We start from the raw sequence: 25,599 nt of genomic DNA, 5'->3' as shown, positions 1-25,599 counted from the left end.
TCAGGTTAGCCAGTCGGTCAGCGGGCCGATCGCGAAGTACACCACGAACAGCGCCGAGACCACCCACATCAGCGGGTGCACCTGGCGGGCCTTGCCGCGGACCAGCTTCAGGATCACGTACGAGACGAAGCCGGCGCCGATGCCGGCCGAGATCGAGTACGTGAACGGCATCAGCACGATCGTCAGGAACGCCGGGAACGCGACCTCGACGTCGTCGAAGTCGATCCCCTTCACCTGCGTCATCATCAGGAACCCGACCAGGATCAGCGCCGGCGTCGCCGCCTCGTACGGCACCAGCGTCACCAGCGGCGCGACCACCATCGAGATCAGGAAGCAGATCCCGGTGACCACGCTCGCCAGCCCGGTCCGGGCCCCCTCGCCGACACCCGACGCCGATTCGATGTACGACGTGTTGCTGGACACCGAGGCGGCACCACCGGCCGCGGCCGCGAGGCTGTCCACGATCAGGATCGCCTGCGACTTCGGCGGGATGCCGTCCGCGTCGTTCAGACCCGCCTCGGCGCCGATCGCGGTCATCGTGCCCATCGTGTCGAAGAAGTCCGCGAGCATCAGCGTGAAGATCAGCAGGATCGCCGACACCACGCCGATCTTCCCGAACGAGCCGAACAGGTTGAACTCGCCGATCGTGTCCAGGTTCGGTTTCGTGAACCACTGGTCCGGCAGCTTCGGCACGCTCAGGCCCCAGCCGCCCGGGTTCTTGTCGGTGCGGGCGCCGATGTTGCCGATCGCCTCGACGACGATCGCCAGCACGGTCGCGGCCAGGATGCCGATCAGGATCGCGCCCTTCACCTTCCGCGCGTACAGGATCGCGATCAGGATCAGGCCGAACACGAACACCAGCACCGGCCAGCCGCGCAGGTTGCCGCCGACACCGAGTTCGACGGGCGGGCCGGACAGCGCGGCGGGACGGCGTACGAACCCGGCGTCGATCACCCCGATGAACGCGATGAACAGGCCGATGCCGACACTGATCGCCACCTTCAGCTGCAGCGGTACGGCCTCGAAGACGGCTCTGCGGAAGCCGGTGAGGACCAGGATCAGGATGATCAGGCCCTCGAGGACCACCAGGCCCATCGCGTCGGCCCAGGTCATCTTGGTCGCGACCGAGAACGCCAGGAACGCGTTCAGGCCGAGGCCGGTGGCGAGCGCGAGCGGGAAGTTCGCGACCACGCCCATCAGGATCGTGACCACACCGGCGACCAGCGCGGTGGCCACGGCGATCTTCGCGATCGCGGCCGCCGGGTCGGTCCCACCGCCGACGAACTGGCCGGAGCCGTCCTTGACCGTGCCGATGATCAACGGGTTCAGCACGACGATGTACGCCATCGTGAAGAACGTGACCAGCCCGCCACGGATCTCGCGCCCGAGCGTGGATCCGCGGTCACTGATCTTGAAGAACGAGTCGAGTGGACCGTACAGGGAGCGGGACGTCGTGGCCTGGGGCGAGCTCATGACCCGCATAGTGCCAGTTCCTACCGGGCAGTTGCGAGCACTTACGTCAAACCGTTGCGGTTAAGCTGGGGGCGTGACCGAGGAGGCTGGATCCAAGAAGCGCACCGACCCGACGAGCCAGTTGGCGCGCGGGGAGCTGGTGCATGCCGAGGTCAAGCCGCTCGACCTGTCCGGCATCCCGAGCGTGATCACCGGGATCGCGCTCTGGGTGGTCGCGTTCGTCGTACTGCTGATCTTCCGCGGCCAACTGAAGGACAACGGCCTCGACTGGTGGCTCTGGGTCCCCGTCGCCGGCTTCGTCCTCGGCCTCATCGGCCTCTGGTACTGCAAACGCCGCTGGACCGCCATCCAAGCCGGCCACCGCCCCGCCACCGAGGACTAAAGGTCAGTCCTCGGACGGCGCCAGTTCGAGGGTGTCGTAGCCGGTGGTGTCGAAGGCGTGTTCGGTGGTGGGGTGGTCGGGGGACTCGACGGTGGCGTCGGAGTGGGCGCCGCAGCCGTAGTCGTAGGCGACGACGCGGGCCTCGCCGGGGGCCATTTCGTTGGCGCAGACGCCGAAGGCCTGGCCGAGGCTGTCGGCGAGGCGGATCCAGTAGCCGCAGGAGTGGCACTTGTACGGGACCGCCTGGGCGATCGGGGCCGTCGGGCCGAAGTCGCCGGCGTACCAGCGTTCCGCCGCCTCCTCGCGGCCGAACGGCGACAACACCCGCTCGCGTCCCAGGCCGAGCTCCTCGACGACCGTGAGTACGTCCTCGGGGGCGTCCGTGGTGTCGGTGAAGCCGGGCTCCAGCCGCGGGTCGTCGGGGAGCGTCGGGAACAGGTCGCCGGGACGCAGGTCGCCGGGCTGGACGCGCTCCGACCACGGGACCCACTCCGGCGCGACCACCGCGTCGCCGCCGGGCAGCATCACCACCTCGTTGACCGTGACGGTCTTCGCCCGGGACGCGCGGGTCAGCGTGACGGCCCAGCGCCAACCGCGGTACCCGGGGTGCGCGGAGGCGAAGTAGTGCGTGACGAGGCGCTCACCCTCGACCAGATGACCGAGGTGTTCCCCGACCTGGGCGGCGCCGGCTTCGGCGATCGCGGCCTCCCGGGCCGGTTCGACCGCGGCGACGCAGACGGCGTCGGGCTTGGCACGTACCGCATCCGGTGCTTTGACGGGAGTCACAATCGCCCATTCTCGCACGCCTCCCGCCGTACGCCGAACCGCCCGCACGACTCGGTCCGTACGCGCGGTGCCTGCGGTCTGTCCCCGGGAAGAGGCAGGATGGTTCCATGCACTCCCCCGACCCGTCCGACCCGAACGCCCGCGAGGACCGCGGCGGACCTTCGGCTGCCGGCGCGCGGGGTGGGGGTTCTGGTCCGCGGGGTGGTGGCAAGTCGGCCGGCGAGCGGTTGGGGGATGCCCGGGGGCGGGTGGGTAGCGCCGGTAAGAAGGTCGGCAGCGCCGGTAAGAAGGTGGGCAGCGCCAGTAAGAAGGTCGGGCACGCCTCGAAGGTCGGCGCCGAAGGGGTCGCCTCGGCGTCCCGGAAGGCGGCGACCGTCGGCGGGAGGTTCGGCCGGGCGACCGGGCGGCGGATCCGCGGGCTGACCGGCGCGCAGGGTGCGGGCGAGTCCGGCCTGTCCAGGCTGATCGAGCTCGGGGCGGTGAACGCCGCCGGTGACACCGCGTTCGCCGTCTCGCTGGCCGGGACCGTGTTCTTCACCGTGCCGAGCGACCAGGCGCGGGACCGGGTCGCGTTGTTCCTGCTGCTGACGATGGCGCCGTTCGCGTTGATGGCGCCGCTGATCGGCCCGATCCTCGACCGGTTCCGGCACGGCCGCCGGTGGGCGATCGGCGCGACGCTCGGCGCCCGCGCGTTCCTGGTCTGGGCGCTGGCGTCCTCGATCACCAGCCAGAACTCGGTGTGGCTGTACCCGGCGGCGCTCGGCTGCCTGGTGGCCTCCAAGGCGTACGGCGTCACCCGCGCGTCCGCCGTACCGCGATTGCTGCCGAAACAGATCACGCTGGTGACGGCGAACTCCCGGATCTCGCTCGCTGGTGTGGCCGGCGGCGCGATCGGCGCCGGGCTCGCGGGCGCGTTCGCCGCGATCGGCCCGCAGTGGTCGCTGCGCTGGGCGGCGCTGGTGTACATCGTCGGTCTGGTCCTCGCGATCCGGCTGCCGGGCGCGGTCGACTCCCCCGCCGACGCGGAGGTCACCGGTACGGCGGGGCGGGACGCCCGCCGGCGCGCGATCACCGCCGCGGTGGCGCGCGGGATCCGCTGCAACCTCGGGCTGCGGTTCGTGTCCGGGTTCCTGACCATGTACCTGGCGTTCCTGCTCCGCGACCAGCCGATCAGCGGCGTGAAGGGCGCGGTCGCGGCCGGCGCGGTGATCGCCGCGGCCGGGATCGGCAACAGCCTCGGCACCCTGCTCGGATCGTTGCTCAGGGCCCGTAAACCGGAGGGCGTCGTCCTCGTCGTACTGCTCGCGGACGCGGCCGTCGCGATCGCGGTCGCGGTGCTGTACGGGCTGCCGATCCTGGTGGCGCTCGGCCTGGTCGCCGGGTTGTGCAGCTCGCTCGGGAAGCTGTCGCTGGACGCGATGATCCAGCGCGACGTCCCGGAGTCCGTGCGTACGTCGGTGTTCGCGCGGTCGGAGACCGTCCTGCAGCTCGCGTGGGTGATCGGCGGCGGGTGCGGGATCGTGCTGCCGCTGATCCCGCGGCTCGGGTTCGGGTTCCTCGCCGGCGTGCTGCTGATCGTGGTCTTCCTGGTACTGCGGATGCGCCCGGCGCCACGTCCCACCGAAGGGCCGCTGCGCCCCGGCGGGCTCGGCGGTCCGCGGACGGACGGCCCGCATCATCCGCACCGGCAACCGGCGTACGACGAGCACCCGGAGAGCACGTCCCGCACCATCCTCAGCGTCGCCGAGGAACGCGCCAACCGCGCCCGCCGCTCCACCACCGAGGACGAACCGACGGTGGAGTGGCGCACCGGCACCCAGCCCCCCGAACAACCGGTCGGCCGCTGGTGGAGCGGCCAACCGGAAGAAGACGACAACACCACCGAAGAACCGGCCCCCTGGTCCGAAGAACCCACCGAAGAACGCAACCCCCCACCCTTCAAACGCCGCCCCAACACCCCCCGCCGCCCACCCCGCTGACCGAGTTCAGGCGGTGGGGACCAGGTCCGGCTGCTCGGTTGTTGGCTGGGCCGTGGGCTTGGTGCCGCGGAGGGTGAGGGTGGTGGCGACCGCGGTGGTCAGGAGGAGGATGGCGCCTACCAGGGCTACGGCGTTCATGCTGTGGGTGAAGGCGTGGCGGGCGGTGGTGAGGAGCGAGTCGGCGAGCTGAGCGGGGAGGTGGGCGGCTGCGGCGGTGGCTGCGGGGAGGCCCTCGCGGACAGGGCCCGTGGCGCCGGCGGGTAGGTCGGAGCGGTAGACGGCGGTGCCGATCGAGCCGAGGATCGCGATGCCGAGCGCGCCGCCGAACTCCGAGCAGGTCTCCATCACCGCGGACGCCGACCCGGCCCGTTCCGGGGCGACCGAACCGACGACGGCCTCGGTCACCAGCGTCATCACCATCACCAGGCCCGCGGCGAGCAGACCGGCCCCGACCAGCGGCACGGCCAGCGACGAGTCGACCCGCACCTGGGTGAGTACGCCGTACCCGGAAGCCGCGAGTACGAAGGCCCCACCGATCACGTAGGCCCGGTCGAACTTCCCCGCCAGCGCGGTCGCCAGCGGAGCAGCCCCGCCGACGAGGACCGACGGCGCCAGCGACCACAGCGCGGCCTTCAGCGGCGACAGCCCGTGCACCAGCTGCAGGTACTGCGTGAGGAACACCGCGTTGCCGACCAGCGCCAAGGTCCCGATCGTGTTCGCCGCCAGCGACCCGCTGAACGCCCGGTTCCGGAACATCGACAGGTCCACCATCGGGTGCTCGGCGGTCCGCTGTCGCCGTACGAACAGCACGCCGAACACCACGCCGGCGACGATCGCGACGACGGGCCGCACCGACACACCATGCGCGGCCATCTCTTTCACACCCCAGATGACAGGCAGTACGGCGGCCAGCGACAGCACCGAGCCCAGCAGGTCGAACCGCCCGCGCACCGGAGCCTTGAACTCCGGCAGCAGCATCGGCGCGAGTACGAGCAGCAGAACCATCGCCGGGGTGTTGATCAGGAACACCGAACCCCACCAGAAGTGCTCCAGCAGGAACCCGCCGAGCACCGGCCCGAGGGTGATCCCGCCCATCATCACCGCGCTCCAGAACGCGATCGCCTTCTGCCGCTGCTTGGCGTCGTGGAACATGTTCCGGATCAGCGCCAGCGTCGACGGCATCAGGGTCGCACCGCCGATGCCGAGCACGGCGCGGGCGGCGATCAGCTGCTCCGGGTTCTGCGCGTACGCCGCGGCGACGGAGGCGAGGCCGAACCCGAGCGCGCCGAACAGCAGCAGTTTGCGGCGGCCGATCCGGTCGCCGAGCGAGCCCATCGTGATCAGCAGGCCGGCGAGGACGAAGCCGTAGATGTCGAAGATCCACAGCTGCTCGGTCGCACTCACGCCGAGGTCGGCCGAGATGAACGGCACGGCGAAATAGAGCACCGAGACGTCCATCGAGACCAGCAGCAGCGGCAGTGCGAGCACGCCGAGCGCGATCCACTCCTTGCGTCCCGCCCGTTCGTTCGTACCCATGACGACCCCTCCGGTTTATCTGTCTACGCCGCACACTGTGTGTGCCGTACACAGACCATACACATGACTGTCTATGCTGTAAACAGATAGGATGCGAAACATGGAAGAGCTACCGAGGGTCCTGCAGCAGCTCTGGGGTTTCGAGGCGCGCAGCAGGCCCGGCCCCAAGCCGGCGTTTCACATCAGTGACATCGCGCGGGCCGCGATCAAGCTCGCGGACGCGGGTGGGCTGGCGGCGGTCTCGATGAGCAAGGTGGCCGCCGAGCTCGGCTTCACCACGATGTCGCTCTACCGGTACGTCGACGCCAAGGACGACCTGTACGTCGTCATGCTCGAACACGCCTTCGCCGAACCACCGCCGCTCGACCCGGAGCGGGGCTGGCGCGACCAGGTCACCGCCTGGGCGACGGCGTTCCGTGACGGGCTCCGCGAACACCCATGGATACTGCAGATCCCGATCGTCGACCCGCCGCTGTCACCGAACCAGCTGGCGTGGATGGAGGCCGGGCTGGCAGCGTTCGACGGCACGCCGCTGAGCCCGCAGGACAAACTGTCCGCGATGCTGCTCGTGAACATCTACATCCGCGGTACGGCGCAACTCACCGCGAACATGCGCACGGAACCGGACGAGGTCCGCGAGGCAGATCAGCTGTACACCCAGCGCCTCACGATGCTGGCCACCCCGGACCGCTTCCCCGGTATCGCGGCCACGCTCGAGCAACCCGAGGACGACGTGTACGCGGGCGACTTCGACGCGGCGGAGTTCGGCTTCGGGCTGGACACCGTGCTGGACGGCATCCAGTCCCGGATCGATCGGTTGACCGCCTGAGCTCAGATGTCGAGCTTGTCCGCGACCCCGCGCAGCACGGTCGCGACCTGACGGGCGGACTTGTTGTCGGGCTGCCGGCCGTGCCGGTAGCCCTCGCCGATCCGGTCGAGGAGCTTGATCAGGTCCTCGATGACGACCTGCATCTCCTCAGGCTTCGGCCGCATCGCCTTGGCCACCGACGGCGGCGGGTCGATCAGCCGGACCTGCAGGGCCTGTTCGCCCTTGCGGCCCTCGACGACGCCGAACTCGACCTTCTGGCCCGGCTTCAGGTTGGTCACACCCGACGGCAAGGCCTCGGCGCGGACGTACACGTCCCCGCCCTCCTCCTTGCTGAGGAATCCGAACCCCTTCTCGGAGTCATACCACTTCACCTTGCCAACGGGCACGGGAACCTCTTCAGTCGTCAATGTCGGTGATCGAAAACCAAGCGTACGTGAACCGGCGCAACCGCGCCTCCGGGAAACTACCTGATCCGGCAGCGTCCCGCACCCCTCAAAGGTTTCGGTACTTTTCGGGTTCCGGCAGCCGCTCGTTCATCGACCCGGAGCGGAATCCGCGCGGGTCGACCTGCGCGGTCGCGAACCCTTCCGCGACCACCGCGTCCACCAGTTCCCGCTGGTCGACGCGATCGAGCAGTACGGCGTCGATCTCGATCGAGGCGCTGTCCCCGAGGTCGCGGACGCGGACGTTCTCGACGCCGTACGACGACAACCTCGTCCGGACCGCCTGCTCGGCGCGGTCGACCCGGGCGAGCAGGTTCGGGGTGATCCGGATGCCGTACGCGATCCGGCTCGACAGGCAGGCCGCGGCCGGCTTGTCGGACGTGTCCAGTCCCCAACTGCGCGAGGCGGCACGGATCTGCGCCTTGGTCAGCCGGGCGTCCCGCAGCGGGGTCAGCGCGCCGCGTTCGAACGCGGCCCGGATGCCCGGCCGGAAGCCCGCGATCGCGTCGTCGGCGTTGGTCCCGGTGGCGATCGCGGTGATGCCGAACTCGTCGGCGATCGGCTGCAGCGTCTCGATCAGCTCGGCCTTGCAGAAGTAGCACCGGGCACCCGAGTTCGCCTGGTACCCCTCGCGCTCCATCTCGTGCGTGTGCGGGGTGACGTGCCGTACGCCGAGACCGTCCGCGAACCGGGCCGCCGGCTCCAGCTCGGCGGCCGGCAGCGACGGCGAGACGGCGGTCGCGGCGATCACGTTCGCCGGGCCGATCGCCCGCGCGGCGGCCGCCAGCAGGAACGCCGAGTCGGCGCCGCCGCTGAACGCGACGACCATCGTGTCGTACGACGACAGCCGCCGCATCAACGCCTCGAGCCGCTGCTCCAGCACGTACTCCTCGAGCCACGCCGGGAACTCGGTCAGGTCGTTCAGGACGACGTCGGCGCCGTACGCGCGCAACTCGTCCGCGGTGAACGGTCCGGTCGCCACCGACACCGCGATCGCACCGGCGGCGTGCGCGCCGTCGATGTCCGCGGTGTGGTCGCCGACGAAGACCGTCGCGCTGTGCTCGCGCAGCGCCGTACCCTTCTCGGCCCCGTGCAGGTCGCCGACCGGCTCGTCGACGTCCAGGCCGAGGTGCTCCAGGTGCAGCCGGACCGACGGCGTGTACTTCGCGGACACCACCATCGTGCGGCCGCGGAGCGCCCGGATCGCGGCCAGCGACTCGGCCACGCCCGGCAGCGGCAGGCTGCCCGAGATCGCGTGCGACGGGTAGTGCTCGCGGTACCGCGCGACCATCGCGTCGACCTGCTCCGGCGGGAACCAGTTCGCCATCTCCCAGGTCAGCGGCGGCCCGAGCCGGCTGACGACGAGCTCCGAGTCGATCGGCACCCCGGTCTCCGCGGCCAGCAGGTCCCAGACGGCCTGGATCCCCGGCCGCGAGTCGATCAACGTCATGTCCAGGTCGAACCCGACAACCAACTCCGGCACATCGGCGGTATCAGGGGCGGGTTCAAGCGCGGCGGTCGACACACCCCCACACTACGTGACCCGTCACGCACCCGGTCTCGCATCCCGAAACAACCCCAAAGTCTACTAATTCGATTGGATTATGGAATTTAACCGATCGTGAGGGAGCGAACCATGACCGTACAACTGCAGGCACCGGAGATCACCGTCAGCAAGGTGGGCGGAGCACTCGGGGCGGTGATCGGGAACGTCGAGCTGGGCGGGGACCTGGCGCCGGAGACCGTGGCGGCGATCCGGGCCGCACTGCTCGAGCACAAGGTGATCTTCTTCCGGAAGCAACAGCAGCTCGACGACGCCGGTCAGCTCGCGTTCGCGAAGCTGCTCGGTACGCCGACGCTCGCGCACCCGACGTCGCGGAGCCTCGACGGGGCGGCGAACGTGCTGCCGATCGACTCCGACTACAGCAAGGCGAACAGCTGGCACACCGACGTCACGTTCGTCGACCGGATCCCCGCGATCAGCCTGCTCCGGGCGGTCACACTGCCGGCGTACGGCGGCGACACCACCTGGGCGAACACCGTGACGGCGTACGCGAGTCTCCCGCGCGCCCTGCAGGCGCTGGTGGATCGACTGTGGGCGGTGCACAGCAACGTGTACGACTACGCGGGGCACGCCGACGAGGGGCGGATCGGCGGGGTGGACGTGAAGTACGAGGAGCACCACAAGCAGTTCGAGTCGAAGCTGTTCGAGACCGAGCATCCGGTGGTCCGCGTCCATCCCGAGACCGGCGAGCGCTCGCTGATCCTCGGCCATTTCGTACGGCGCTTCGTCGGCCTCAGCTCGGCGGAGACCACCGCGCTGTTCCACCTGTTGCAGAACCGGGTGACGAACAACGACAACACCGTCCGCTGGCACTGGCAGCCCGGCGACCTGGCGATCTGGGACAACCGTGCGACCCAGCACTTCGGAGTCGCCGACTACGACGATCTGCCGCGCCGGCTGCACCGGATCACGCTCGCCGGCGAGGTGCCGGTGAGCGTCGACGGGGTCCGCAGTACGCCGCGCACCGGCGACGCCTCGCACTACTCCACACTTGACAACTAACAACACGCTGTCCGTGCTCTTGACATCTGGAGCATTTTTGTAAACCCTCGTCCGCATGGACTCGTTTGCCGATCGGACCAAACGCCGCCTTCGTGACGAGTTGCTGGACGCTGCACAGGACGCCATCGAAACAGGTGGGTACGACGGGCTCCGGATGGCGGAGGTAGCTCGTCGGACCGGGGTGTCCCGGCAGACCGTCTACAACGAGTTCGGGGACAAGTGGGGTGTGCTGGAGGCCGTCGCGGCGCGCGAGACCGAGCGGTTCCTGCTGGATGTGAACGCAGCGCTCGCCGAGGAGTCCGATCCGATCGACGGCCTCCGGGCCGCGGTCGAGCGGGCCCTCACACTGGCCGGGGCGAACCCGCTGGTGAAGGCGGCGCTGAGCCGGCCGGGATCGGACCAGGCCAGTCAGCTGCTGACGACACGGGGACAGCAGGTGCTGGAACTGGCACACCTCCGGCTGGATGCCCATGTCAGGGAGCACTGGCCGGAGGTACCCGCCGAGGACGCGACCAGCTGCGTCGACGTCGCGCTGCGCGTCGTCATCAGCCACATCGTCACCCCGGGCCCTCCCCCCGCGGTGGTGGCGGCGCAGCTGGCCCGCGTCCTCTCCCCCTTCTTGGCCGAGTCTCGGAGGTTGCACGTATGACGAATCCACTGCACCGGCAGGGTTTCAGTTCCTTGAAGTCTGGTGGCTTCAACTGGGACGCCCTGCCGCTCAGGCTCTTCGACAAGGGCAACCGCAAGTTCTGGAACCCGCGGGACATCGACTTCAGCCAGGACGCGAAGGACTGGCAGGAGCTGGACGACAACGACAAGGACAACGCCCTGATGCTCTGCTCGCAGTTCATCGCGGGCGAGGAGGCGGTCACCGAGGACCTGCAGCCGTTCCTGCAGGCGATGTCGGCCGAGGGACGGTTCGGCGACGAGATGTACCTGACGCAGTTCTGTTTCGAGGAGGCGAAGCACACCGCGGTCTTCCGGCTCTGGCTGGACGCGGTCGGCGTCACCGAGGACCTGCACCGGTACGTCGAGAACAACCCCGGATACCGCGCGATCTTCTACGAGGCGCTGCCGGTCGCGCTGAAGTCGCTGGCCGACGACCCGTCGCCGTCCAACCAGGTGCGCGCGTCGGTGACCTACAACCACGTCGTCGAAGGAACGCTCGCCCTCACCGGGTACCACGCCTGGAACCTGCTCTGCACGGCCCGCGGCGTACTGCCCGGCATGCAGGAGCTGATCCGGCGGATCGGTGACGACGAGCGCCGGCACATGGCCTGGGGCACGTTCACCTGTCGTCGGCACGTCGCGGCCGACGCGTCGAACTGGAAGGTCGTCACCGACACGATGGAGGAGCTCCTCCCGCACGCGCTGACGCAGATCCAGTGGGCGATGGACAACTCCCCCGAGCTCCCGCCGGAGATCAACCCGACCGCGCTGATGACGTACGCCGGCGACCGCGCCACCCGCCGCCTCGGCGCGATCGAGTCGGCCGTCGGCGCGGACGTCGCCGGCATCGACCTGGACTACTCGCCCGAGAAGCTCGAGGACACCTTCGGCGACGAGGACTCAGCCGCCCTCGCCGCTGTCCGCGAGTAGGTCGCCGGTCGGCGCGGGCGTCGGCAGGCCGAGAGCGAGCAGGAGCTTGAGGAACTGGTCCTCGGCGAAGGCTTCACCCCCGGCCAGCACCGCCTCGACCTCGTCCACCGCCGGCGCGTAACCGGCCTCGACCGCCCACGCGACGGCATGCGGCGCGGCGACGTCGGCAGGCGGCACCAGTTCGTACAACGGCCTGCACGCCTCGCGGTAACGCTCCTCCCAGAACGTGTCGAGGTCGTCCGGCAACTCCTCGTCGTCATCCACCTCGAGGTGCTCCCGGTACTGCCACTCGAGGTAGTCGATGAGCACCTCGAGCTTCAGCCATCCGCTCCACCGGCCCGCCCGCGGGCTGTAACCGATCAACTGGGCGCCGTCGCTGTCCAGCACGATCGCGGCGAGCACCGGGCTTGCGGTCTGCGCCATCACCGAGGTCAGCAGGTCTTCCCGATCGTCCCCGCCGGTCATCGGCGGGCCCCAGCCTTCCGGAGCCCGATGCAGCTGAAGCACCTGCCAGCCGTCATCACCCTCGCCGTGCCAGAGGACGTTGCCGGCCAACTCCCGGACGTCGTCGAGTTCTGTCAGCGGCTTGTCGCTGCGCGCAACCAAGAAGGTGCCCCAAAAACCCATGGCCGGATTATTCAGCGCGGACGCGCGTCACGTACAGCACGACGAGTGCGACAGTCGCGAGTACGGCCGGAAGCCAGGTGACCGTCGGCGTGCCGAAGTGGTCGGCGACCTGGCCGCCGGTGAAGGCGCCCAGTGCGATCGATCCGTTGAACATCCCCACCAGGACAGCGGACGATGATTCGGGGGCACTGGGCGCCGCGGCGTGTGCCCACGCCTGCGTGCTGACCGTCGTACCGCCGTATGCGAGACCCCAGATCACCAGCAGTCCCAGCGCTCCGATTGCTGTGGTGCCGACTATTGGCATGGCCAACGCTGTGAGGGCGATGCCGGTGGCGATGAGGGTCAGGGCGCGGGTCGGGCGGAGGGTGCCGGTGAGGAAGTTGCCGAGTACGCCGGCCACGCCGTACGCGAGCAGGAACGCGCCGATCAGCGCCGGGGCGATGTGCGGTTCGAGGAGCGGGCGGACGTAGGTGTACGCCGCGAAGTGGCCGGTCACGATCAGCGCGACCAGGACGAGGCCGACGCGGACCTGGTGGAGGCGCAGGACTTCCCGTACGTCGCACAGCCGGACGGCTCGCTCCGGCGGGAGACTCGGGAGGTAGATGCTCAGGGCAACGGACAGCGCGAGTGCGAGGACGCCGACGCCGGCGAACGCCCAGCGCCAGCCGGCCAGCTCGCCGACGTACGCGCCGGCCGGGATCCCCAGCACCGAGGCGATGCCGATACCGGAGAAGATCAGGCTGGTCGCCAGGCCGGCCGCGTGCGGCGGTACGACGCGGCGGGCGAGGCTGACCGTGAGGAGCCAGACGCCACCGATCGAGATGCCCATCAGGATTCTCGTCAGTATCAGCACGAGGAAGCTCGACGTGATGGCGGCGGCGAAGGCCGACGCGGCCAGCAGAACCATCAGTCCGCCCAGCACTGCCTTGCGGTCAAGTCGGCCCAGCACCAAAGGCAGCACTGGCGCGGCAACTGCTGAGGTAACCCCCGTAGCTGTCAGTGCCAGGCCCGCGGCGCCGTCCGTTACGTGGAGAGATTCGCTCATCGGCGTCAGCAGCCCGACCGGCAGCATCTCGGCCGTCACCACGGTGAAAACCGTCGCAGCCATCGTCACAGCGCCGGCCCACCCACGGACCTCGACGCAGATTGTTGTCATGTCACCAGTGAGCGGCCTGCCACCGGTGCGGAACAACGGCGATCTGATGATGCTTGTATTAGTGGGGCTAATCGATCGGAGGCCGGCGCATGGCGCTCGACGTACGCGAACTGGAGTGCTTCCTCATCCTGGCGGACGAGTTGCACTTCGGGCGCACCGCGGAACGGCTCTACCTGTCGCAGAGCCGGGTCAGCCAGCTGCTGCAGTCGCTGGAGCGGCGGATCGGCGGGCAGCTGTTCGAGCGGACCAGCCGGCGGGTGGCGCTGACTCCGCTGGGGAAGGAGTTCCTGACCTCGCTGCGACCGGCGTACGCCGCCTTGGAGCGGGTGGTCGAGAACGCTCGCGAGTACGCCGCTGCCGCGCACGGGACGCTGCGGATCGGGTTCCAGGGCGCGGCGAGCGACGAGATCCTGCGGGCGGTGTCGGCATTCCAGGAACGGAACCCGAACTGCCGGCTGACCGTGTGCGAGCTGCCGTTGAACGACCCGTTCGGCGGGCTCCGGCGGCGCATGGTCGACGCGGCCGTCGTACTGCTGCCGGTCGCCGAGGACGATGTCGTCGTAGGGCCGGTGTTCTCGCGGCATCCGCAGACGCTGGCCGTGCCGAAGCGCCACCGGCTGGCGGAACACACCTCGATCGACGCGGAGCAGCTGGCGGGCGAGACCCTGATCGCATACTCCGGCCCGGCACCCGGGTACTGGCGCCAGGCCCAGGCGCCGGCCCAGACCCCGAGCGGCGCCCTGATCCACCGCGGCCCGGAGGTCGCCACGGTGCAGGAAGGCCTGTCACTGATCGCCGCCGGCCGCGGCGCGATGCTCATCTGCAGCTCGACCGCCGCCACCAACCAACGCGCGGACATCACCACGATCCCGGTAACCGGCATCCCCGACTCCGCGCTCGCACTGATCTGGCGTCGCGGCGAGCAAACCCCCTCAATAGCAGCCTTCGCCGAGCACCTTTCGATCAGCTGAGGCGTGCGTAGAGCTGCAGGTGGGCTTCGGCCGCAGCCGACCACCTGTAGCTCTCGGCGACCTTGCGTCCCAGCTCCGCGCGAGAATGGTCCGCGGTACGCAGAGCGTCGGCCAGGGCGGCCGGACCGGTTGCGTACGTCGCCGCGTCACCGAAGATCTCGTGGAACACCGGGAGATCGGACACCACCAGCGGCACGCCGGCCGCCAGCGCCTCCAGGGGCGCGAGGCCGAAACCTTCCTTGGCCGACGGGAACGCGAACACCTCGGCGCCGGCGACCAGGCTCGGGAGCCGCGCGTCGTCGACCGTGCCGAGCACGACCGGCTCGACCCCGAGGTCCGCCACCCGCTCGTCCCATGTGGTCCGGTAGGTGCGGTAGTCGAACAACGTCTCCCCACCCGCGACCACCAATCTCAACTCCGTCGGCCGCAACCGGGCGTAGGCCTCGAGCAGATCGAGGGAGCCCTTGCGCGGCTCGATGCCGCCGACGGTGAGTACGTACCGGCCGAGTCGCCGGCGCCACCTGTCGACGGCCGCCGCGTCCGACGCGGCGGCCGCGAACCGCGCGGCATCCACACCGTTCGGGATGACTGTTGCCTCGAACCCCCAACCGGCGTGCAGTTCGCCGGCGACCGCGGTGGACACGCAGACGTGTGCGTACGGGTCGACGATCGCGCGCTCGTGACAAGCGGCCAGCTCGGGGGTGGTGAAGCGGTCCAGGTGATGCACGGTCCGGATGCAGCGGCCGGCCGCGTTCGCGCTGATGCAGTCCTGGGCGTGCACGACGTCGTACGGCGATCCGTCGAAGGCGTCCCGCAGTACGGCGATGGACCGGAGGATGCGCGCGCCGACATCCTCACCCGGCCGGTCCGGGAACGGGACCAGCGACAACCGCACCCGCGGGTCCACCGGCCGGAAGAAGCCTTCGTCGCCACCCCGCGCGAGCGACCAGACGGTGACGTCGGCGCCCGCCGCTGCGAGTGCCTCGGCGAGGTAGAGCGTGTGCACGACACCGCCCCGGGGCTTGGTCGAATAGCTGAGCAGCGCGACCCGCATCAGTAGACCTCCGGCCGGCGCTCGTCGAGGTGGTGCAGCACCCGCCGCGCGGTGTCGATCTCGGCACGTACGTCGACCTCCGCGATCGCGATCCCGGCCTTCGACCAGGTCCGGGCGACGATGTCACCGCCCGGGCCGACCACCTTGGACTGCCCGAGGAACCGGAGGCCGCCGATCGAACCGGTCAGGTTGGACGAGACCAGCACGACCTGGTTCTCGGCGGCACGCGACCGGTCGTAGAGATCGAACAGCCGCGACTGGCGGTCCTCGTTCATCCGCGCCGCCCGGTTGGTGATACTCGTCGGCCACGCACACAGGCAGGCGATCAGGTCCGCGCCGTCCACCGCCAGTGCGCGGGCCGCCTCCGGGAACGTCTTGTCATAGTCGATCATCATGCCGATCCGGCCGGCCGGTGTGTCGAACCCGGCGAACTCGTTGCCCGCGGCAAAGATCGTGCGCTCGCCCGGCGGCTGGTGCACCTTGCGGTGCCGGCCGAGGATACCGTCACCGGTGACGCACAGCGCGGTGTTGTACCGCTTGGAATCGTCCGCCTCGCAGAAGCCGAAGCAGACCACCATCTCGCCCGCCATCGCGATCACCTTGGCGATCAGCGGATCGTCGAGGGTGAGCGCGGGCGGCAGGTCGTCGAGTGCCGGGCTGCTCAGGTCGTCGAGGTACCCGCCGAGCACCGCGTCCGGCAGCACGAGCAGCTGCACCTCCTCGCGGCGGCCGTGCCGGATCAGCGCCTCGACCCGGGACAGGTCGAACTCGAGATCCCGGGTGAACCCGGCGGCCACCGCTCCGATCTTCAGGCCCATGCCGGCTCGTACGCCTCCGGCCGTCGGTCGCGCAGATGCCCCATCGACCGCCGGGCCAAATCCAGCGCCTGCTCGATGTCCAGCTCGGCGATCGCCATCCCTTCGGTGACACCGGTGTCCGCGAGGATCTCGCCGCCCGGGTCGACGACCTTGGCACTCGCCACGAACCGCAGCGAACCGAACGTGCCGGACTGGTTCGCCGACAGCCAGACCACCTGGTTCTCCAGCGCCCTGGCCCGATCGAACAGATCGAATCGCCGCTTCCACCGGTCCTTCGCCAGATCGGGGTCCGGGTTCGTTCGCGCGCCGGGCCAGGCCGACATGCAGACGATGATCTGCGCGCCGTCCAGGGCGAGCGCACGGGCCGCCTCCGGGAACGCCTTGTCGTAACAGATCATCAGACCGAGCCGGCCGACCGGTGTGTCGAACGCCTCGAACCGGTCCCCCGCCGCGTAGTGCTCGTCCTCCCGCAGCGGCTGGTGCACCTTTCGGTGCTGCCCGAGTACGCCGTCACCCGTCACGCAGACCGCGCTGTTGTAGATCAGTCCGCCGGCCGCTTCGGCGTACCCGGCGGTGACGACCAGGTCGCCGGCAAGTCGGGCGAGCCGCTGGATCTCGGGGCTGTCCGCGGTGAAGGCGGGCGGCGGTTCCGCCGTGCCGTCAAGGCTGAGCAGGTACCCGCCGAGAGTGCCTTCCGGCAGTGCGAGCAGGCGTACGCCGGCCTCGCGGGCCTGCCCGATCAGCCGCTCCACCCGGGCGAAGTCCGCCTCCAGGTCGCGGTCGAAGTTCGCGGCCACGGCCGCCATCCTGAGCGTCATGCTGCTCCCATCCCGGTCACGCCGGCGGTCAATGCGGTGGTCACGTCGCCGTCCGGCCAGCGCAGTACCACTCCCTGCCCTGTGGTCAGCTCGCCGCACGCGGCCCCTGCGGCCGGTCCGGCGTCCAGTTCCCGCGGTCCGGTGGTGAGCATCGCGAAGCCGGGGAAACAGGTCAGCCAGTCCCCCATCGACGCCGCCTCCGGCTTCGGTACCGCGGCCACGTCCAGGACCGCCGCGCAGCCCGAGGCCTCCGCGAGCATCCCGAGTGTTCCGGCGACGCCTGCCATCGACACGTCCTTCGCCGCCGTCGGCTGCGCGCGTCCGACCGCCGCGATCAGCTGCCGGAGTTCGTCCGGGCGGCGGTGGCTGGTCGAGTCCCACTGCCGGCCGGCGTACCCGGGTCGCCAGCCGCCACCGAGGTCGGCGGTCAACCGGACCTGGTCGCCCGGTCGTCCACCGCCGCCGGCCACCGGCTGTGCGGTCCGGCCGAGTGCGGTGACGCTCAACGCCGCCGGTACACCGAGCTGTGTGTGGCCGCCGAGGATCGGTACGCCGTACGCGGCCGACGCCGCTTTCAGGCCACGGAGCACACGTTCGGCGCTCGCGGCGTCGCGGGCACCCAGGGCATCGAGCAGACCGACCGGTACGGCGCCCATCGCGGCGAGATCGTTGACGTTCACGAGCACCGAGCACCAGCCGGCCCACTCGGGATCGCGCTCGACCATCGCGGGCAGAATCGCGTCACAGGCCGCAACCAGGTCACTGCCCGGCACGGGTGCCCCGTCGTCGCCGACGTACCCGGCCGGCCCGATCCCGTGCAGCAAAGGCCCGAGCGCACTCTTGGTCGCCGCGGCCAGCCGGGCGATCCGGTCGATCGGCCACCGCATCAACACATGCGGTGTCTCCGCAACCGTCACCGGCCTGACGGTGTCCCAACCAAGCCGCTGAAAGAACCGCTGAGTCCCAAGCTGCACGGTCGCGTCAAACCGCAGAGCACCAGCCGCCTCGGCCCGGGCACACGCAGCCCGCACCAATGCAGCTCCCACTCCCCTACTCGATGGAGCCGCTACCAGGCGGCCGCCTTGCCACCAACCGATGTCGGGCCCTGGCGTTGCCGGACCCAGCCGAACACCACCTATGACGGTCCCGGTGTGATCCCTCGCTGTCAGAACGACCGTTCGAGGGTCGTCGTCGCGGTGGTCGAGGTCGGTGTGGCCGAAGAGGCCTTGGTGTTCGACGAAGGCCTGGTGCCTCAGATGGTGGTAGGTACGACGGGCCGCGACGTCTGCTTCCTCGATCAGGAACGGTGGTGACGGGTCGCCGAGGAGAGCGTGGACGTCGGCCGCATGCATCACACCAGCCGTCTGTACCAGCGCCGCGGGGCCGGCCGTCGTACTCATGCGCCGGCCGCCGACAACAGGCTGCACGCACCACAGGCCGCACACCCGGCGGATTGGTCCGCGCCCCGCATGTCCGCCTTCGCGAGCAGCGCGGCAACCCGGGCCGTCACATCACGGACCACGGCGGGATCCGGGGCCGTCACTCCATCAGCCCGGGCGAGGGTGCCGAGCATCGGGCGGAGCGGTACGACGAACGGGTACACCCCGCGCTCGATCAACCGGCCCGCTCCCGCGACCAACTCGTCCGGATCCTCCCCGAGACCGATCAGCAGGTACGTCGACACCCGGTTCCGCCCGAACACCCGCACGGCCTCGTCCCACGCCGCCTCGTACTCCTGCAGCGTCACGGTCGACTTCCCCGGCATCCACTTCCGCCGGACCGCGTCGTCCAGCGACTCGACATGGATACCGATCGCCGTCGCACCGGCGTCGCGAAGCTCGGTCAGTACGGACAGGTCCCCGGGCGGCTCGATCTGCACCTGGATCGGCAGCCCGGGTACGGCGGCCAGGACCGCCTGCACCGACCGGACCAGGTTCCGGGCGCCACGGTCCCGGCCGGTCGTCGTACCGGTTGTCATCACCATCTGCGTGACGCCGTCGAGCCGGACCGCCGCCTCGGCGACCTCGGCCAGCTGGGCGGGCGTCTTCGCGGCGATCGTCGCCCCGGCGCGCAACGACTCCTCGATCGAACAGAACCGGCAGCGCGTCGACTCGTCGTACCGAATGCAGGTCTGGACCACCGTGGTCGCCAGCACATCCTTGCCGTGCAGCAAGGCGATCTGGCGGTACGGGATCCCGTCGGCCGTGGTCAGGTCGTAGAACCGCGGCCGGCGGACCGGCTCGACCGACAACCCGAGCTCCAGCCCGTTGCGGAACACCGCACCGTCGCGAACCTGATAGGGGCTCTCAGCAACGATCGGGAGGGTCGCGTTGGCGCCGTCGATGACCAGGTGCCCGTCGCCGCTCGGCCCCGCGCCCTTGCTGCGCCGGACGGGTGCGTCCACCTGAACGCCGTACACGGCCATCTCGGACCGGACCGCCAGGGCCTCTTCGGCGCCTACGCTCATGATGGATCGCCTCAGAACATGTAGGTCGAGTTGATGATGGCGCCCTTGCGGGCGTAATGGATCAGCGCGTCCTGCACGTCCAGCGGGTGGGTCGGGATGACCCCTTCGATCAGGTCCTCCTCGCGCGCACCGTGCAGCGAGAGCCCGAACCGGCAGCAGTACACCTTGCCGCCCTCGGCGATGAACGTCTTCAGCGACTCGTTGATGTTGTGCTCACCGGGGAAGGCCGAGTTCCCGGTGGTCGGGAAGCCGCGGGTGGCCAGGCAGTTCAGCGAACCCGGGCCGTAGAAGTAGATCGCGGACTCGAACCCCTTCCGCTGCGCCCGGGTCGCCTGCAGGATCGCGACGAAGCTCACCGAGGACTCGTGCGCGATGCCGTGCACCAGCGTGAAGTACGTCTCGCCGTCCTCGGCCTGGTAGTCCGGGAACACTTTGGTGCCGCCGTAGATGCTGGAGCCCTGCGGCAGCGACGGATGCGGGATCTCCTCCAGGCTCTTGGTCTCGAGGTCGGTCAGTTCGGCGGTTTCGGGCATGTCGTTCGCTCCTTGGATCAGTCGTACAGGTGGGAGAAGGTGCGGTGGAAAACGTGGTCGGCGAGTTCGCCGTCGCCCATCGCGGCACGCAGCCGGGCGAGTTCGCCGGCGTGGTCGCCCCACGGCTGGTCGCTGGCGAACAGCACCCGGTCGTGCCCGGTGCCGCGGCGTTCGATCTCGGCGGCCAGCCAACCCGGGGCGAAACCGATCGCCCAGGACAGGTCGGTGAAGATCCGCTTGCCGGCCTCGATCCAGTCGAAGAACCGGGAGCCGATCAGTTTGATGTGGCCGCTCATCCCGCCACCGAAGTGGACGAGGTGCAGCGGCACGTGATCGGCGTACGTCTCGACCAGGTGACCGATGTGGTCGATGTCGGACGCGGCGCCGGGTGAGGTGTGGACGTGCACGACGAGACCGTGGGCGCGCGCGGTCGCGAAGATCTCGTCCAGTTGCGGGCGGACGGCGTCGTCGGTCGGGTGACCGCCGAGCAGGAAGCTCAGTTTCAGCGCCCGTACGCCGGGTTCGGCCGCCAGGGTCAGCGCCTTCGCGGTCAGCTCCGCGTCCTGCGGCCGGGGCGAGACCCACAGGCCGGCGCGGATCCGGTCGTCCCGGGCGGCCGCCTCGACGACGAGCTCGTTGAAGCCGAACGAGACCGCGACGTCGGGGACGCCGTAGTTCGGGATCACCAGCGCCCGGTCGGTCCGCTCGGCGTCCAGGTCCGCGATCAGCTCGTCGACCGTCGCCCGCGCGGTGATGTCGGGGTTGACCGGAGGGCCGCCGTAGAAGGGGTACGCCGGGAGTACGCCGAGATGGCGGTGGGCGTCGCAGACCCGCATCTCAGGCCACCGTCCGATGGACGCCCGCGATCCAGTGCACACCGGCCCGCTGCTCGACGATCCGTTCGGCCAGGTACTCGGCATCGTCCGCGACACCACCGAAGCGGCCTGATCCCCAGGTGTGCTGCCACGGCAGTCCGATGAAGTACAGGCCCGGTACGTTCGTCACTCCACGCCGATGGCCGGGATGTCCCCGGCCGTCGAACACCGGCAGCCGGATCCAGCTGTCCTCCCGCGTGAAGCCGGTACTCCAGACGATCGCCGCGATCCCTTGCAGGGACACCGATTCCGGCGTGTTCTCCGGTTGCCAGACCGGCTCGTACCGGGCCTCCTCGGGCGCGTCGATCGCCTCGGCGGCGACGTACGCGTCGATCGCGTCCTTGATTCCTTCCGAGACGGCGTCCGCGTGATCGAGGTTCTGCTGCAGATCGTCGGCGAAGTGCAGCGTGTCGCGGTCCGCGTCGAGCAGGCGGCCGTACAGGCGCATCCCTTCCCGGGCGAACTTCCGCAGGTCGATGTCCCGTCCACCGTCGCGGCCGGTGACGTAGTGGTTCGCCCGCAGGCGCACCGCGTCGGCGTCGTCGAACTCGTCGATCCCCTTGCGGTAGTAGCCCATCCGATCCAGCCAGGTCACCACGTCGAGACCGCGGTAGCGCCTCGCCACCCGCGGCGCCGTACCGGTCGCGAGGTGGACGGTCCGCCCGGCCAGGTGCAGATCCTCGGCGATCTGGCACCCGGACTGGCCGGTGCCGACCACGACGACGTCACCGGGCGGCAATTGCTCAGGACGCTTGTACTGCGAGGAATGCAGCTGCACGACCTGGATCCGCTCGGCCAGCCGCGGGATCCGGGGCGACTGGTACGGACCGGTCGCGACCACCACCTGGCCGGTCGTGATCGTGCCGGCGGTGGTGCCGATCCGGAACCCGGCCTCGAGCCGCGTCGCCCGGACGCCCTCGACGATCGGTACGTCGAACGCCCGGCGGTAGTTCTCCAGGTAGCCGACGATCTCGTCGCGGATCATGAAGCCGTCCGGATCCGGGCCGTCGTACGGGAAGCCCGGCAGCCGGCATTGCCAGTTCGGTGTGACCAGGCAGAACGAGTCCCAGCGGCGGTTCCGCCACTCGCTGCCGACCCGATCCGCCTCCAGGACAAGGTGATCCACGCCGTGCTGTCGCAGTTGCCAGCTGGTCGCGAGGCCCGCCTGGCCGCCGCCGATCACGACGACGGGATGGTGCGCACCGTCGATGAGTTGCATGCCGGCTCCCGGGGTTTCGGTCCGTCCTGGATGTGTTCCAGTGAAGAACCGTCCGATTGCCCCGCTGTTGCCCCCGGAACAAACTCAGGTTTCCGAATCGGCCGCCGGTGTTTCGCGTGGGTAACCACGCATCAGGGCAGTTTGCGTACCTCGGTGTCGTCGGGAGTGACGCGACGGCCGTCGGCGGCGCGCACCTCGAGGGGCCGCAACGGCCGGTGTTGCCGGCGGTCCAGCAACTGCGAGTGCGGTTCGCCGGGCTCGAAGGCGAAGGTCTCGCCCCACTGGCGGAGTGCGACGATCACCGGGAAGAGTGCCTCGCCCTTGGTGGTGAGGGTGTAGTCGCGGTCGGTGTGGTCGAGGATTCCGTTGTCCACCAGGGATCTGAGGCGGGCGGTGAGGATGTTCTTCGCGACGCCGAGGCTGCGCTGGAAGTCGCCGAAGCGGCGGCTGCCGTCGAACGCGTCGCGGACGATCAGCAGTGACCACCAGTCGCCGACCGCGTCCACCGAGCGGGCGACCGGGCAGCTCTCGTCGTCGAGTCTGGTGCGTTTGACCATTCCACACCTCCTGGTTGCAACATGCTACCAACATCTCTTACGGTGGCAAGATGCAACCGAATCTTGGAGTGGGTGAGCGGGCGCTGCTCGCGGTCGCCGCCGGTGTCGCGGTGGCGACGGTGTACTTCGCGCAGCCGCTGCTGGTGACGATCGGGCAGGACCTCGGGATCGCCGCCGGTACGGTCGGCAGCTTCGTGACGGTCACGCAGGCGGGGTACGCGCTCGGGCTGTTCTTCCTGGTCCCGTTGGGCGATCTCCTCGACCGGCGGCGACTGATCCGGCTGCAGTTCGCGCTGCTGGCGATCGCGCTGCTGGTGACAGGGCTCGCGCAGAACGCGCTCATGCTGTTCATCGGGCTGGCTTTCGTCGGCGCGCTCGCGGTCGTCACCCAGTCGCTGGTCGCGTACGGCGCCGCGCTGAGCGACCCTGCCCAGCGTGGCCGTACGGTCGGCACCATCACCACCGGAGTTGTCCTGGGCATCCTCCTGGCCCGCACCACCTCCGGCCTCCTCACCGACCTGCTCAACTGGCGAGCCGCCTACCTGACCGCTTGCGCCGCCTGCCTGGCAATCACCATGCTCTTCAGCCGCCGCACCCCGCACCACCAGCCGAGGTTGGGTTATGGCGAGCTATTGCGTTCTACTGTTGGGCTTTGGCGGGAGCGACTGTTTCGGGAGAGTGCTGGTCGGGCGTTCTTCAGCTTCGCTTCGTTCAGCACCCTGTGGACTTCGATCGCGTTGCCGTTGAGCGAGCGCGGGTTGTCGCATACCGAGATCGGGGCGTTCGGGTTGATCGGGGCAGCGGGGGCGTTGGCGGCCGCGCCGGCGGGGCGGTTGGCCGATCGGGGGTGGGGGCCCGCGGTCACCGTGGGAGCTTCGGTGCTGTTGGCAACGAGTTGGCTGGTGACGGCGCATTCCCTGGTAGGGCTGGCGATCGGTGCCGTCCTCCTCGACCTCGCCGTCCAGGCGATCCACGTCACCAACCAGAGCATGATCTACCGCCCGCACTCCGGCGGCCGGCTGATCGGGGCGTACATGGTCTTCTACTCGCTCGGCAGCGCCGTCGGGGCGATCGCGTCGACGGCGCTGTACGAACGCGCCGGATGGACCGCCGTCTGCCTGCTCGGCGCGGCGTTCGGCCTCGGTGCGCTGGTCAGCTCAGTCCGAGCAGTTCGACGGACTTCTCCCGCATCTCGACCTTGCGAATCTTGCCCGTGACCGTCATCGGGAAGTCGTCCACCAGCACGACGTACCGCGGGATCTTGAAGTGCGCCAGCTTCCCGGTCGCGAACGCCCGTACGGCGTCGGCGTCCAGCGGCTCGACCCCAGGCCTCAGCTTGATCCAGGCACACAGCTCCTCGCCGTACTTCTCGTCGGGGACCCCAACGACCTGGACGTCCGCAATCGACGGATGCGTGTACAGGAACTCCTCGATCTCCCGCGGGTACACGTTCTCGCCGCCGCGGATCACCATGTCCTTGATCCGGCCGACGATGTTCACGTACCCGTCGTCGCGCATCGTCGCCAGGTCGCCGGTGTGCATCCAGCGCGCCTGGTCGATCGCCTCCGCGGTCTTGTCCGGCTCGTCCCAGTACCCGAGCATCACCGAGTACCCGCGGGTGCACAGCTCCCCCGGCTCACCCCGTTCGACGACCAGGCCGGTGGCCGGGTCGACCAGCTTCACCTCGACGTGCGGCATCACCCGGCCGACGGTCGACGTACGGCGGTCCAGGTCGTCGTCGCGGCGGGTCTGCGTGGACACCGGCGACGTCTCGGTCATCCCGTAGCAGATCGCGACCTCGGCCATGTGCATGTCCGCGACGCAACGCTTCATCACCTCGACCGGGCACGGCGACCCGGCCATCACTCCGGTCCGCAGACTGCTCAGGTCGTACTCGTCGAAGTTCGGCAGGCCGAGCTCGGCGATGAACATCGTCGGTACGCCGTACAGCCCGGTGCACCGCTCGTCCTGCACGGCCTGCAGCGTCGCGGCCGGGTCGAACGCCGGCCCCGGGATCACCATGCAGGCGCCGTGCGTGGTGCAGCCGAGGTTGCCCATCACCATCCCGAAGCAGTGGTAGAACGGCACCGGGATGCAGAGCCGGTCGTCGGCGGTGAACGCGATCGTCTCGGTGACGAAGAAGCCGTTGTTCAGGATGTTGTGGTGGCTGAGCGTCGCGCCCTTCGGGAAGCCCGTCGTACCGCTGGTGTACTGGATGTTGATCGGGTCGTCGAAGGCCAGCTCGGCCTCGCGAGCGTTCAGCTCGCCGACAGTGATCCGGTCGGCGTCGTCGCGGAGCGAGTCCCAGTCGCCGGTGCCGAGGTAGACGGTCTCCTCGAGCGACGGGCAGTTCGGGCGGACCTCGTCGACCATCGCGCGGTAGTTGCTGGTCTTGAACTCGGTCGCCGAGACGAGCAATCGGACACCGGACTGGTTCAGCGCGTAGGCGAGCTCGTGGGTGCGGTACGCCGGGTTGATGTTCACCAGGATCGCGCCCATCAGCGCGGTGGCGTACTGCGTGATCGTCCACTCGGCCTGGTTCGGCGCCCAGATGCCGACCCGATCGCCCTTCGCGATCCCGCGCGCCATCAGGCCGCGGGCCACGAGTTCGACCTCCGCACCGAACTCGTCGTACGTCCAGCGTCTTCCGGTCTGGACCTCCACCAGCGCTTCGTGGTCGCCGTACGCCGCGATCGTCCGTCTCAGGTTCGCGCCGATCGTCTCACCCAGCAACGGAACCTCGGACACCCCGGACGCGTACGACGGAAGGCTCATGTTTGTCATCGTCACCTGACTTCCAAGCCCCTGCAAGTGCACGTGCGGCAGGAAACAGGGGGTGGACGGCAAGCAATGTCCTTACCAACTCTCCGTCACATTCGGTCGCGCAGCGTGGTTGGACCGTTACATTGGA

The 25,599-nt window shown here is 69.6% G+C and carries 25 protein-coding genes and 1 pseudogene; 8 read left to right on the top strand and 18 right to left on the bottom strand.

Annotation, left to right across the window (positions count from 1 at the left end; genetic code table 11):
• Complete coding sequence (locus ACQHIV_RS36965; RefSeq protein WP_427888972.1) at positions 1 to 1,473, bottom strand: NCS2 family permease; 1,473 nt, start codon at positions 1,471 to 1,473, stop codon at positions 1 to 3.
• 73 nt (positions 1,474 to 1,546) lie between these two features.
• Here ACQHIV_RS36965 and ACQHIV_RS36960 point away from each other — a divergent pair, with 73 nt between their 5' ends.
• A complete protein-coding gene (locus ACQHIV_RS36960) occupies positions 1,547 to 1,855 on the top strand; it encodes a DUF2530 domain-containing protein (RefSeq protein ID WP_427888971.1) in 309 nt (102 codons plus the stop codon).
• A 3-nt stretch (positions 1,856 to 1,858) separates the two neighbouring features.
• Here the strand turns inward: ACQHIV_RS36960 and ACQHIV_RS36955 are convergent, their stop codons facing one another.
• On the bottom strand, positions 1,859 to 2,641 hold the full coding sequence (locus tag ACQHIV_RS36955; protein ID WP_427888970.1) for a DUF3027 domain-containing protein: 783 nt from the start codon (positions 2,639 to 2,641) through the stop codon (positions 1,859 to 1,861).
• A 107-nt stretch (positions 2,642 to 2,748) separates the two neighbouring features.
• Between ACQHIV_RS36955 and ACQHIV_RS36950 the strand changes: the two genes are divergently transcribed.
• On the top strand, positions 2,749 to 4,620 hold the full coding sequence (locus tag ACQHIV_RS36950) for an MFS transporter (protein ID WP_427888969.1): 1,872 nt from the start codon (positions 2,749 to 2,751) through the stop codon (positions 4,618 to 4,620).
• A gap of 6 nt (positions 4,621 to 4,626) precedes the next feature.
• On the opposite strand, the gene ACQHIV_RS36945 is transcribed toward ACQHIV_RS36950, so the two are convergent.
• Positions 4,627 to 6,156 carry an MFS transporter gene (locus ACQHIV_RS36945; RefSeq protein ID WP_427888968.1) on the bottom strand — a complete coding sequence of 510 codons (1,530 nt, stop codon included), beginning with the start codon at positions 6,154 to 6,156 and terminating at the stop codon, positions 4,627 to 4,629.
• A gap of 100 nt (positions 6,157 to 6,256) precedes the next feature.
• Between ACQHIV_RS36945 and ACQHIV_RS36940 the strand changes: the two genes are divergently transcribed.
• Entirely contained in the window at positions 6,257 to 6,985 is a 729-nt protein-coding gene (locus tag ACQHIV_RS36940) for a TetR/AcrR family transcriptional regulator (protein WP_427888967.1), read from the top strand.
• Positions 6,986 to 6,987: 2 nt separating this feature from the next.
• On the opposite strand, the gene ACQHIV_RS36935 is transcribed toward ACQHIV_RS36940, so the two are convergent.
• The gene (locus ACQHIV_RS36935) at positions 6,988 to 7,371 is read right to left on the bottom strand and encodes a cold-shock protein (protein ID WP_427888966.1); all 384 of its coding nucleotides are present in this window, start codon (positions 7,369 to 7,371) and stop codon (positions 6,988 to 6,990) included.
• Positions 7,372 to 7,477: 106 nt separating this feature from the next.
• Positions 7,478 to 8,953, bottom strand: a complete 1,476-nt coding sequence (gene larE / locus ACQHIV_RS36930; protein WP_427888965.1) for an ATP-dependent sacrificial sulfur transferase LarE — start codon at positions 8,951 to 8,953, stop codon at positions 7,478 to 7,480.
• Between the two features lie 111 nt (positions 8,954 to 9,064).
• Here larE and ACQHIV_RS36925 point away from each other — a divergent pair, with 111 nt between their 5' ends.
• From ACQHIV_RS36925 to ACQHIV_RS36915, 3 genes are read left to right on the top strand one after another with little or no spacing between them, the layout of a single operon-like run.
• Complete coding sequence (locus tag ACQHIV_RS36925; protein ID WP_427888964.1) at positions 9,065 to 9,994, top strand: TauD/TfdA dioxygenase family protein; 930 nt, start codon at positions 9,065 to 9,067, stop codon at positions 9,992 to 9,994.
• 55 nt (positions 9,995 to 10,049) lie between these two features.
• Positions 10,050 to 10,643, top strand: coding sequence for a TetR family transcriptional regulator (locus ACQHIV_RS36920; RefSeq protein WP_427888963.1), 594 nt, complete (start codon positions 10,050 to 10,052; stop codon positions 10,641 to 10,643).
• Positions 10,640 to 11,593, top strand: a complete 954-nt coding sequence (locus ACQHIV_RS36915) for a R2-like ligand-binding oxidase (RefSeq protein WP_427888962.1) — start codon at positions 10,640 to 10,642, stop codon at positions 11,591 to 11,593. The genes ACQHIV_RS36920 and ACQHIV_RS36915 overlap by 4 nt, the downstream gene beginning before the upstream one ends.
• Here the strand turns inward: ACQHIV_RS36915 and ACQHIV_RS36910 are convergent.
• The gene (locus ACQHIV_RS36910) at positions 11,564 to 12,220 is read right to left on the bottom strand and encodes a hypothetical protein (protein WP_427888961.1); all 657 of its coding nucleotides are present in this window, start codon (positions 12,218 to 12,220) and stop codon (positions 11,564 to 11,566) included. The two genes, ACQHIV_RS36915 and ACQHIV_RS36910, sit on opposite strands and share 30 nt — an antisense overlap.
• Before the next feature lie 7 nt (positions 12,221 to 12,227).
• Entirely contained in the window at positions 12,228 to 13,328 is a 1,101-nt protein-coding gene (locus ACQHIV_RS36905) for an MFS transporter (RefSeq protein WP_427888960.1), read from the bottom strand.
• Positions 13,329 to 13,465: 137 nt separating this feature from the next.
• Between ACQHIV_RS36905 and ACQHIV_RS36900 the strand changes: the two genes are divergently transcribed.
• Positions 13,466 to 14,347 (top strand): LysR family transcriptional regulator, encoded by an 882-nt coding sequence (locus ACQHIV_RS36900; RefSeq protein ID WP_427888959.1) that lies wholly within the window; start codon positions 13,466 to 13,468, stop codon positions 14,345 to 14,347.
• Here the strand turns inward: ACQHIV_RS36900 and ACQHIV_RS36895 are convergent.
• The 10 genes and pseudogenes from ACQHIV_RS36895 to ACQHIV_RS36850 form a co-directional block, all read right to left on the bottom strand.
• Positions 14,340 to 15,401: an MSMEG_0565 family glycosyltransferase gene (locus tag ACQHIV_RS36895; RefSeq protein ID WP_427888958.1), complete on the bottom strand. Its 1,062-nt coding sequence runs from the start codon at positions 15,399 to 15,401 to the stop codon at positions 14,340 to 14,342. The genes ACQHIV_RS36900 and ACQHIV_RS36895 overlap by 8 nt on opposite strands.
• Positions 15,401 to 16,219 carry a carbon-nitrogen hydrolase family protein gene (locus tag ACQHIV_RS36890; RefSeq protein WP_427888957.1) on the bottom strand — a complete coding sequence of 273 codons (819 nt, stop codon included), beginning with the start codon at positions 16,217 to 16,219 and terminating at the stop codon, positions 15,401 to 15,403. The genes ACQHIV_RS36895 and ACQHIV_RS36890 overlap by 1 nt, the downstream gene beginning before the upstream one ends.
• Entirely contained in the window at positions 16,210 to 17,037 is an 828-nt protein-coding gene (locus tag ACQHIV_RS36885; RefSeq protein ID WP_427888956.1) for a carbon-nitrogen hydrolase family protein, read from the bottom strand. The genes ACQHIV_RS36890 and ACQHIV_RS36885 overlap by 10 nt, the downstream gene beginning before the upstream one ends.
• The gene (locus tag ACQHIV_RS36880; protein ID WP_427896638.1) at positions 17,034 to 17,954 is read right to left on the bottom strand and encodes an MSMEG_0567/sll0787 family protein; all 921 of its coding nucleotides are present in this window, start codon (positions 17,952 to 17,954) and stop codon (positions 17,034 to 17,036) included. The genes ACQHIV_RS36885 and ACQHIV_RS36880 overlap by 4 nt, the downstream gene beginning before the upstream one ends.
• A 24-nt stretch (positions 17,955 to 17,978) precedes the next feature.
• Positions 17,979 to 18,389: pseudogene (locus ACQHIV_RS36875) on the bottom strand (GNAT family N-acetyltransferase); the annotation flags it as partial.
• 44 nt (positions 18,390 to 18,433) lie between these two features.
• Complete coding sequence (locus ACQHIV_RS36870) at positions 18,434 to 19,504, bottom strand: MSMEG_0568 family radical SAM protein (RefSeq protein ID WP_427888955.1); 1,071 nt, start codon at positions 19,502 to 19,504, stop codon at positions 18,434 to 18,436.
• A gap of 11 nt (positions 19,505 to 19,515) precedes the next feature.
• The gene (locus ACQHIV_RS36865) at positions 19,516 to 20,037 is read right to left on the bottom strand and encodes an MSMEG_0572/Sll0783 family nitrogen starvation response protein (RefSeq protein WP_360379116.1); all 522 of its coding nucleotides are present in this window, start codon (positions 20,035 to 20,037) and stop codon (positions 19,516 to 19,518) included.
• 17 nt (positions 20,038 to 20,054) lie between these two features.
• Positions 20,055 to 20,873 carry an amidohydrolase family protein gene (locus ACQHIV_RS36860; protein ID WP_427888954.1) on the bottom strand — a complete coding sequence of 273 codons (819 nt, stop codon included), beginning with the start codon at positions 20,871 to 20,873 and terminating at the stop codon, positions 20,055 to 20,057.
• 1 nt (position 20,874) lies between these two features.
• Entirely contained in the window at positions 20,875 to 22,131 is a 1,257-nt protein-coding gene (locus ACQHIV_RS36855; RefSeq protein ID WP_427888953.1) for an MSMEG_0569 family flavin-dependent oxidoreductase, read from the bottom strand.
• A gap of 131 nt (positions 22,132 to 22,262) precedes the next feature.
• On the bottom strand, positions 22,263 to 22,688 hold the full coding sequence (locus ACQHIV_RS36850) for a winged helix-turn-helix transcriptional regulator (RefSeq protein ID WP_427888952.1): 426 nt from the start codon (positions 22,686 to 22,688) through the stop codon (positions 22,263 to 22,265).
• 50 nt (positions 22,689 to 22,738) lie between these two features.
• Here ACQHIV_RS36850 and ACQHIV_RS36845 point away from each other — a divergent pair, with 50 nt between their 5' ends.
• Positions 22,739 to 23,905 (top strand): MFS transporter, encoded by a 1,167-nt coding sequence (locus ACQHIV_RS36845; protein ID WP_427888951.1) that lies wholly within the window; start codon positions 22,739 to 22,741, stop codon positions 23,903 to 23,905.
• On the opposite strand, the gene ACQHIV_RS36840 is transcribed toward ACQHIV_RS36845, so the two are convergent.
• Positions 23,841 to 25,463 carry an AMP-binding protein gene (locus ACQHIV_RS36840; RefSeq protein WP_427888950.1) on the bottom strand — a complete coding sequence of 541 codons (1,623 nt, stop codon included), beginning with the start codon at positions 25,461 to 25,463 and terminating at the stop codon, positions 23,841 to 23,843. The two genes, ACQHIV_RS36845 and ACQHIV_RS36840, sit on opposite strands and share 65 nt — an antisense overlap.
• Positions 25,464 to 25,599: the final 136 nt, after the last annotated feature.

The sequence above is a fragment of the Kribbella polygonati genome (assembly GCF_050320105.1).
Lineage (GTDB): Bacteria > Actinomycetota > Actinomycetes > Propionibacteriales > Kribbellaceae > Kribbella.
The sequence above is the reverse complement of the archived record's forward strand: the minus strand, read 5'-3'. Positions and strand labels throughout refer to the sequence as shown.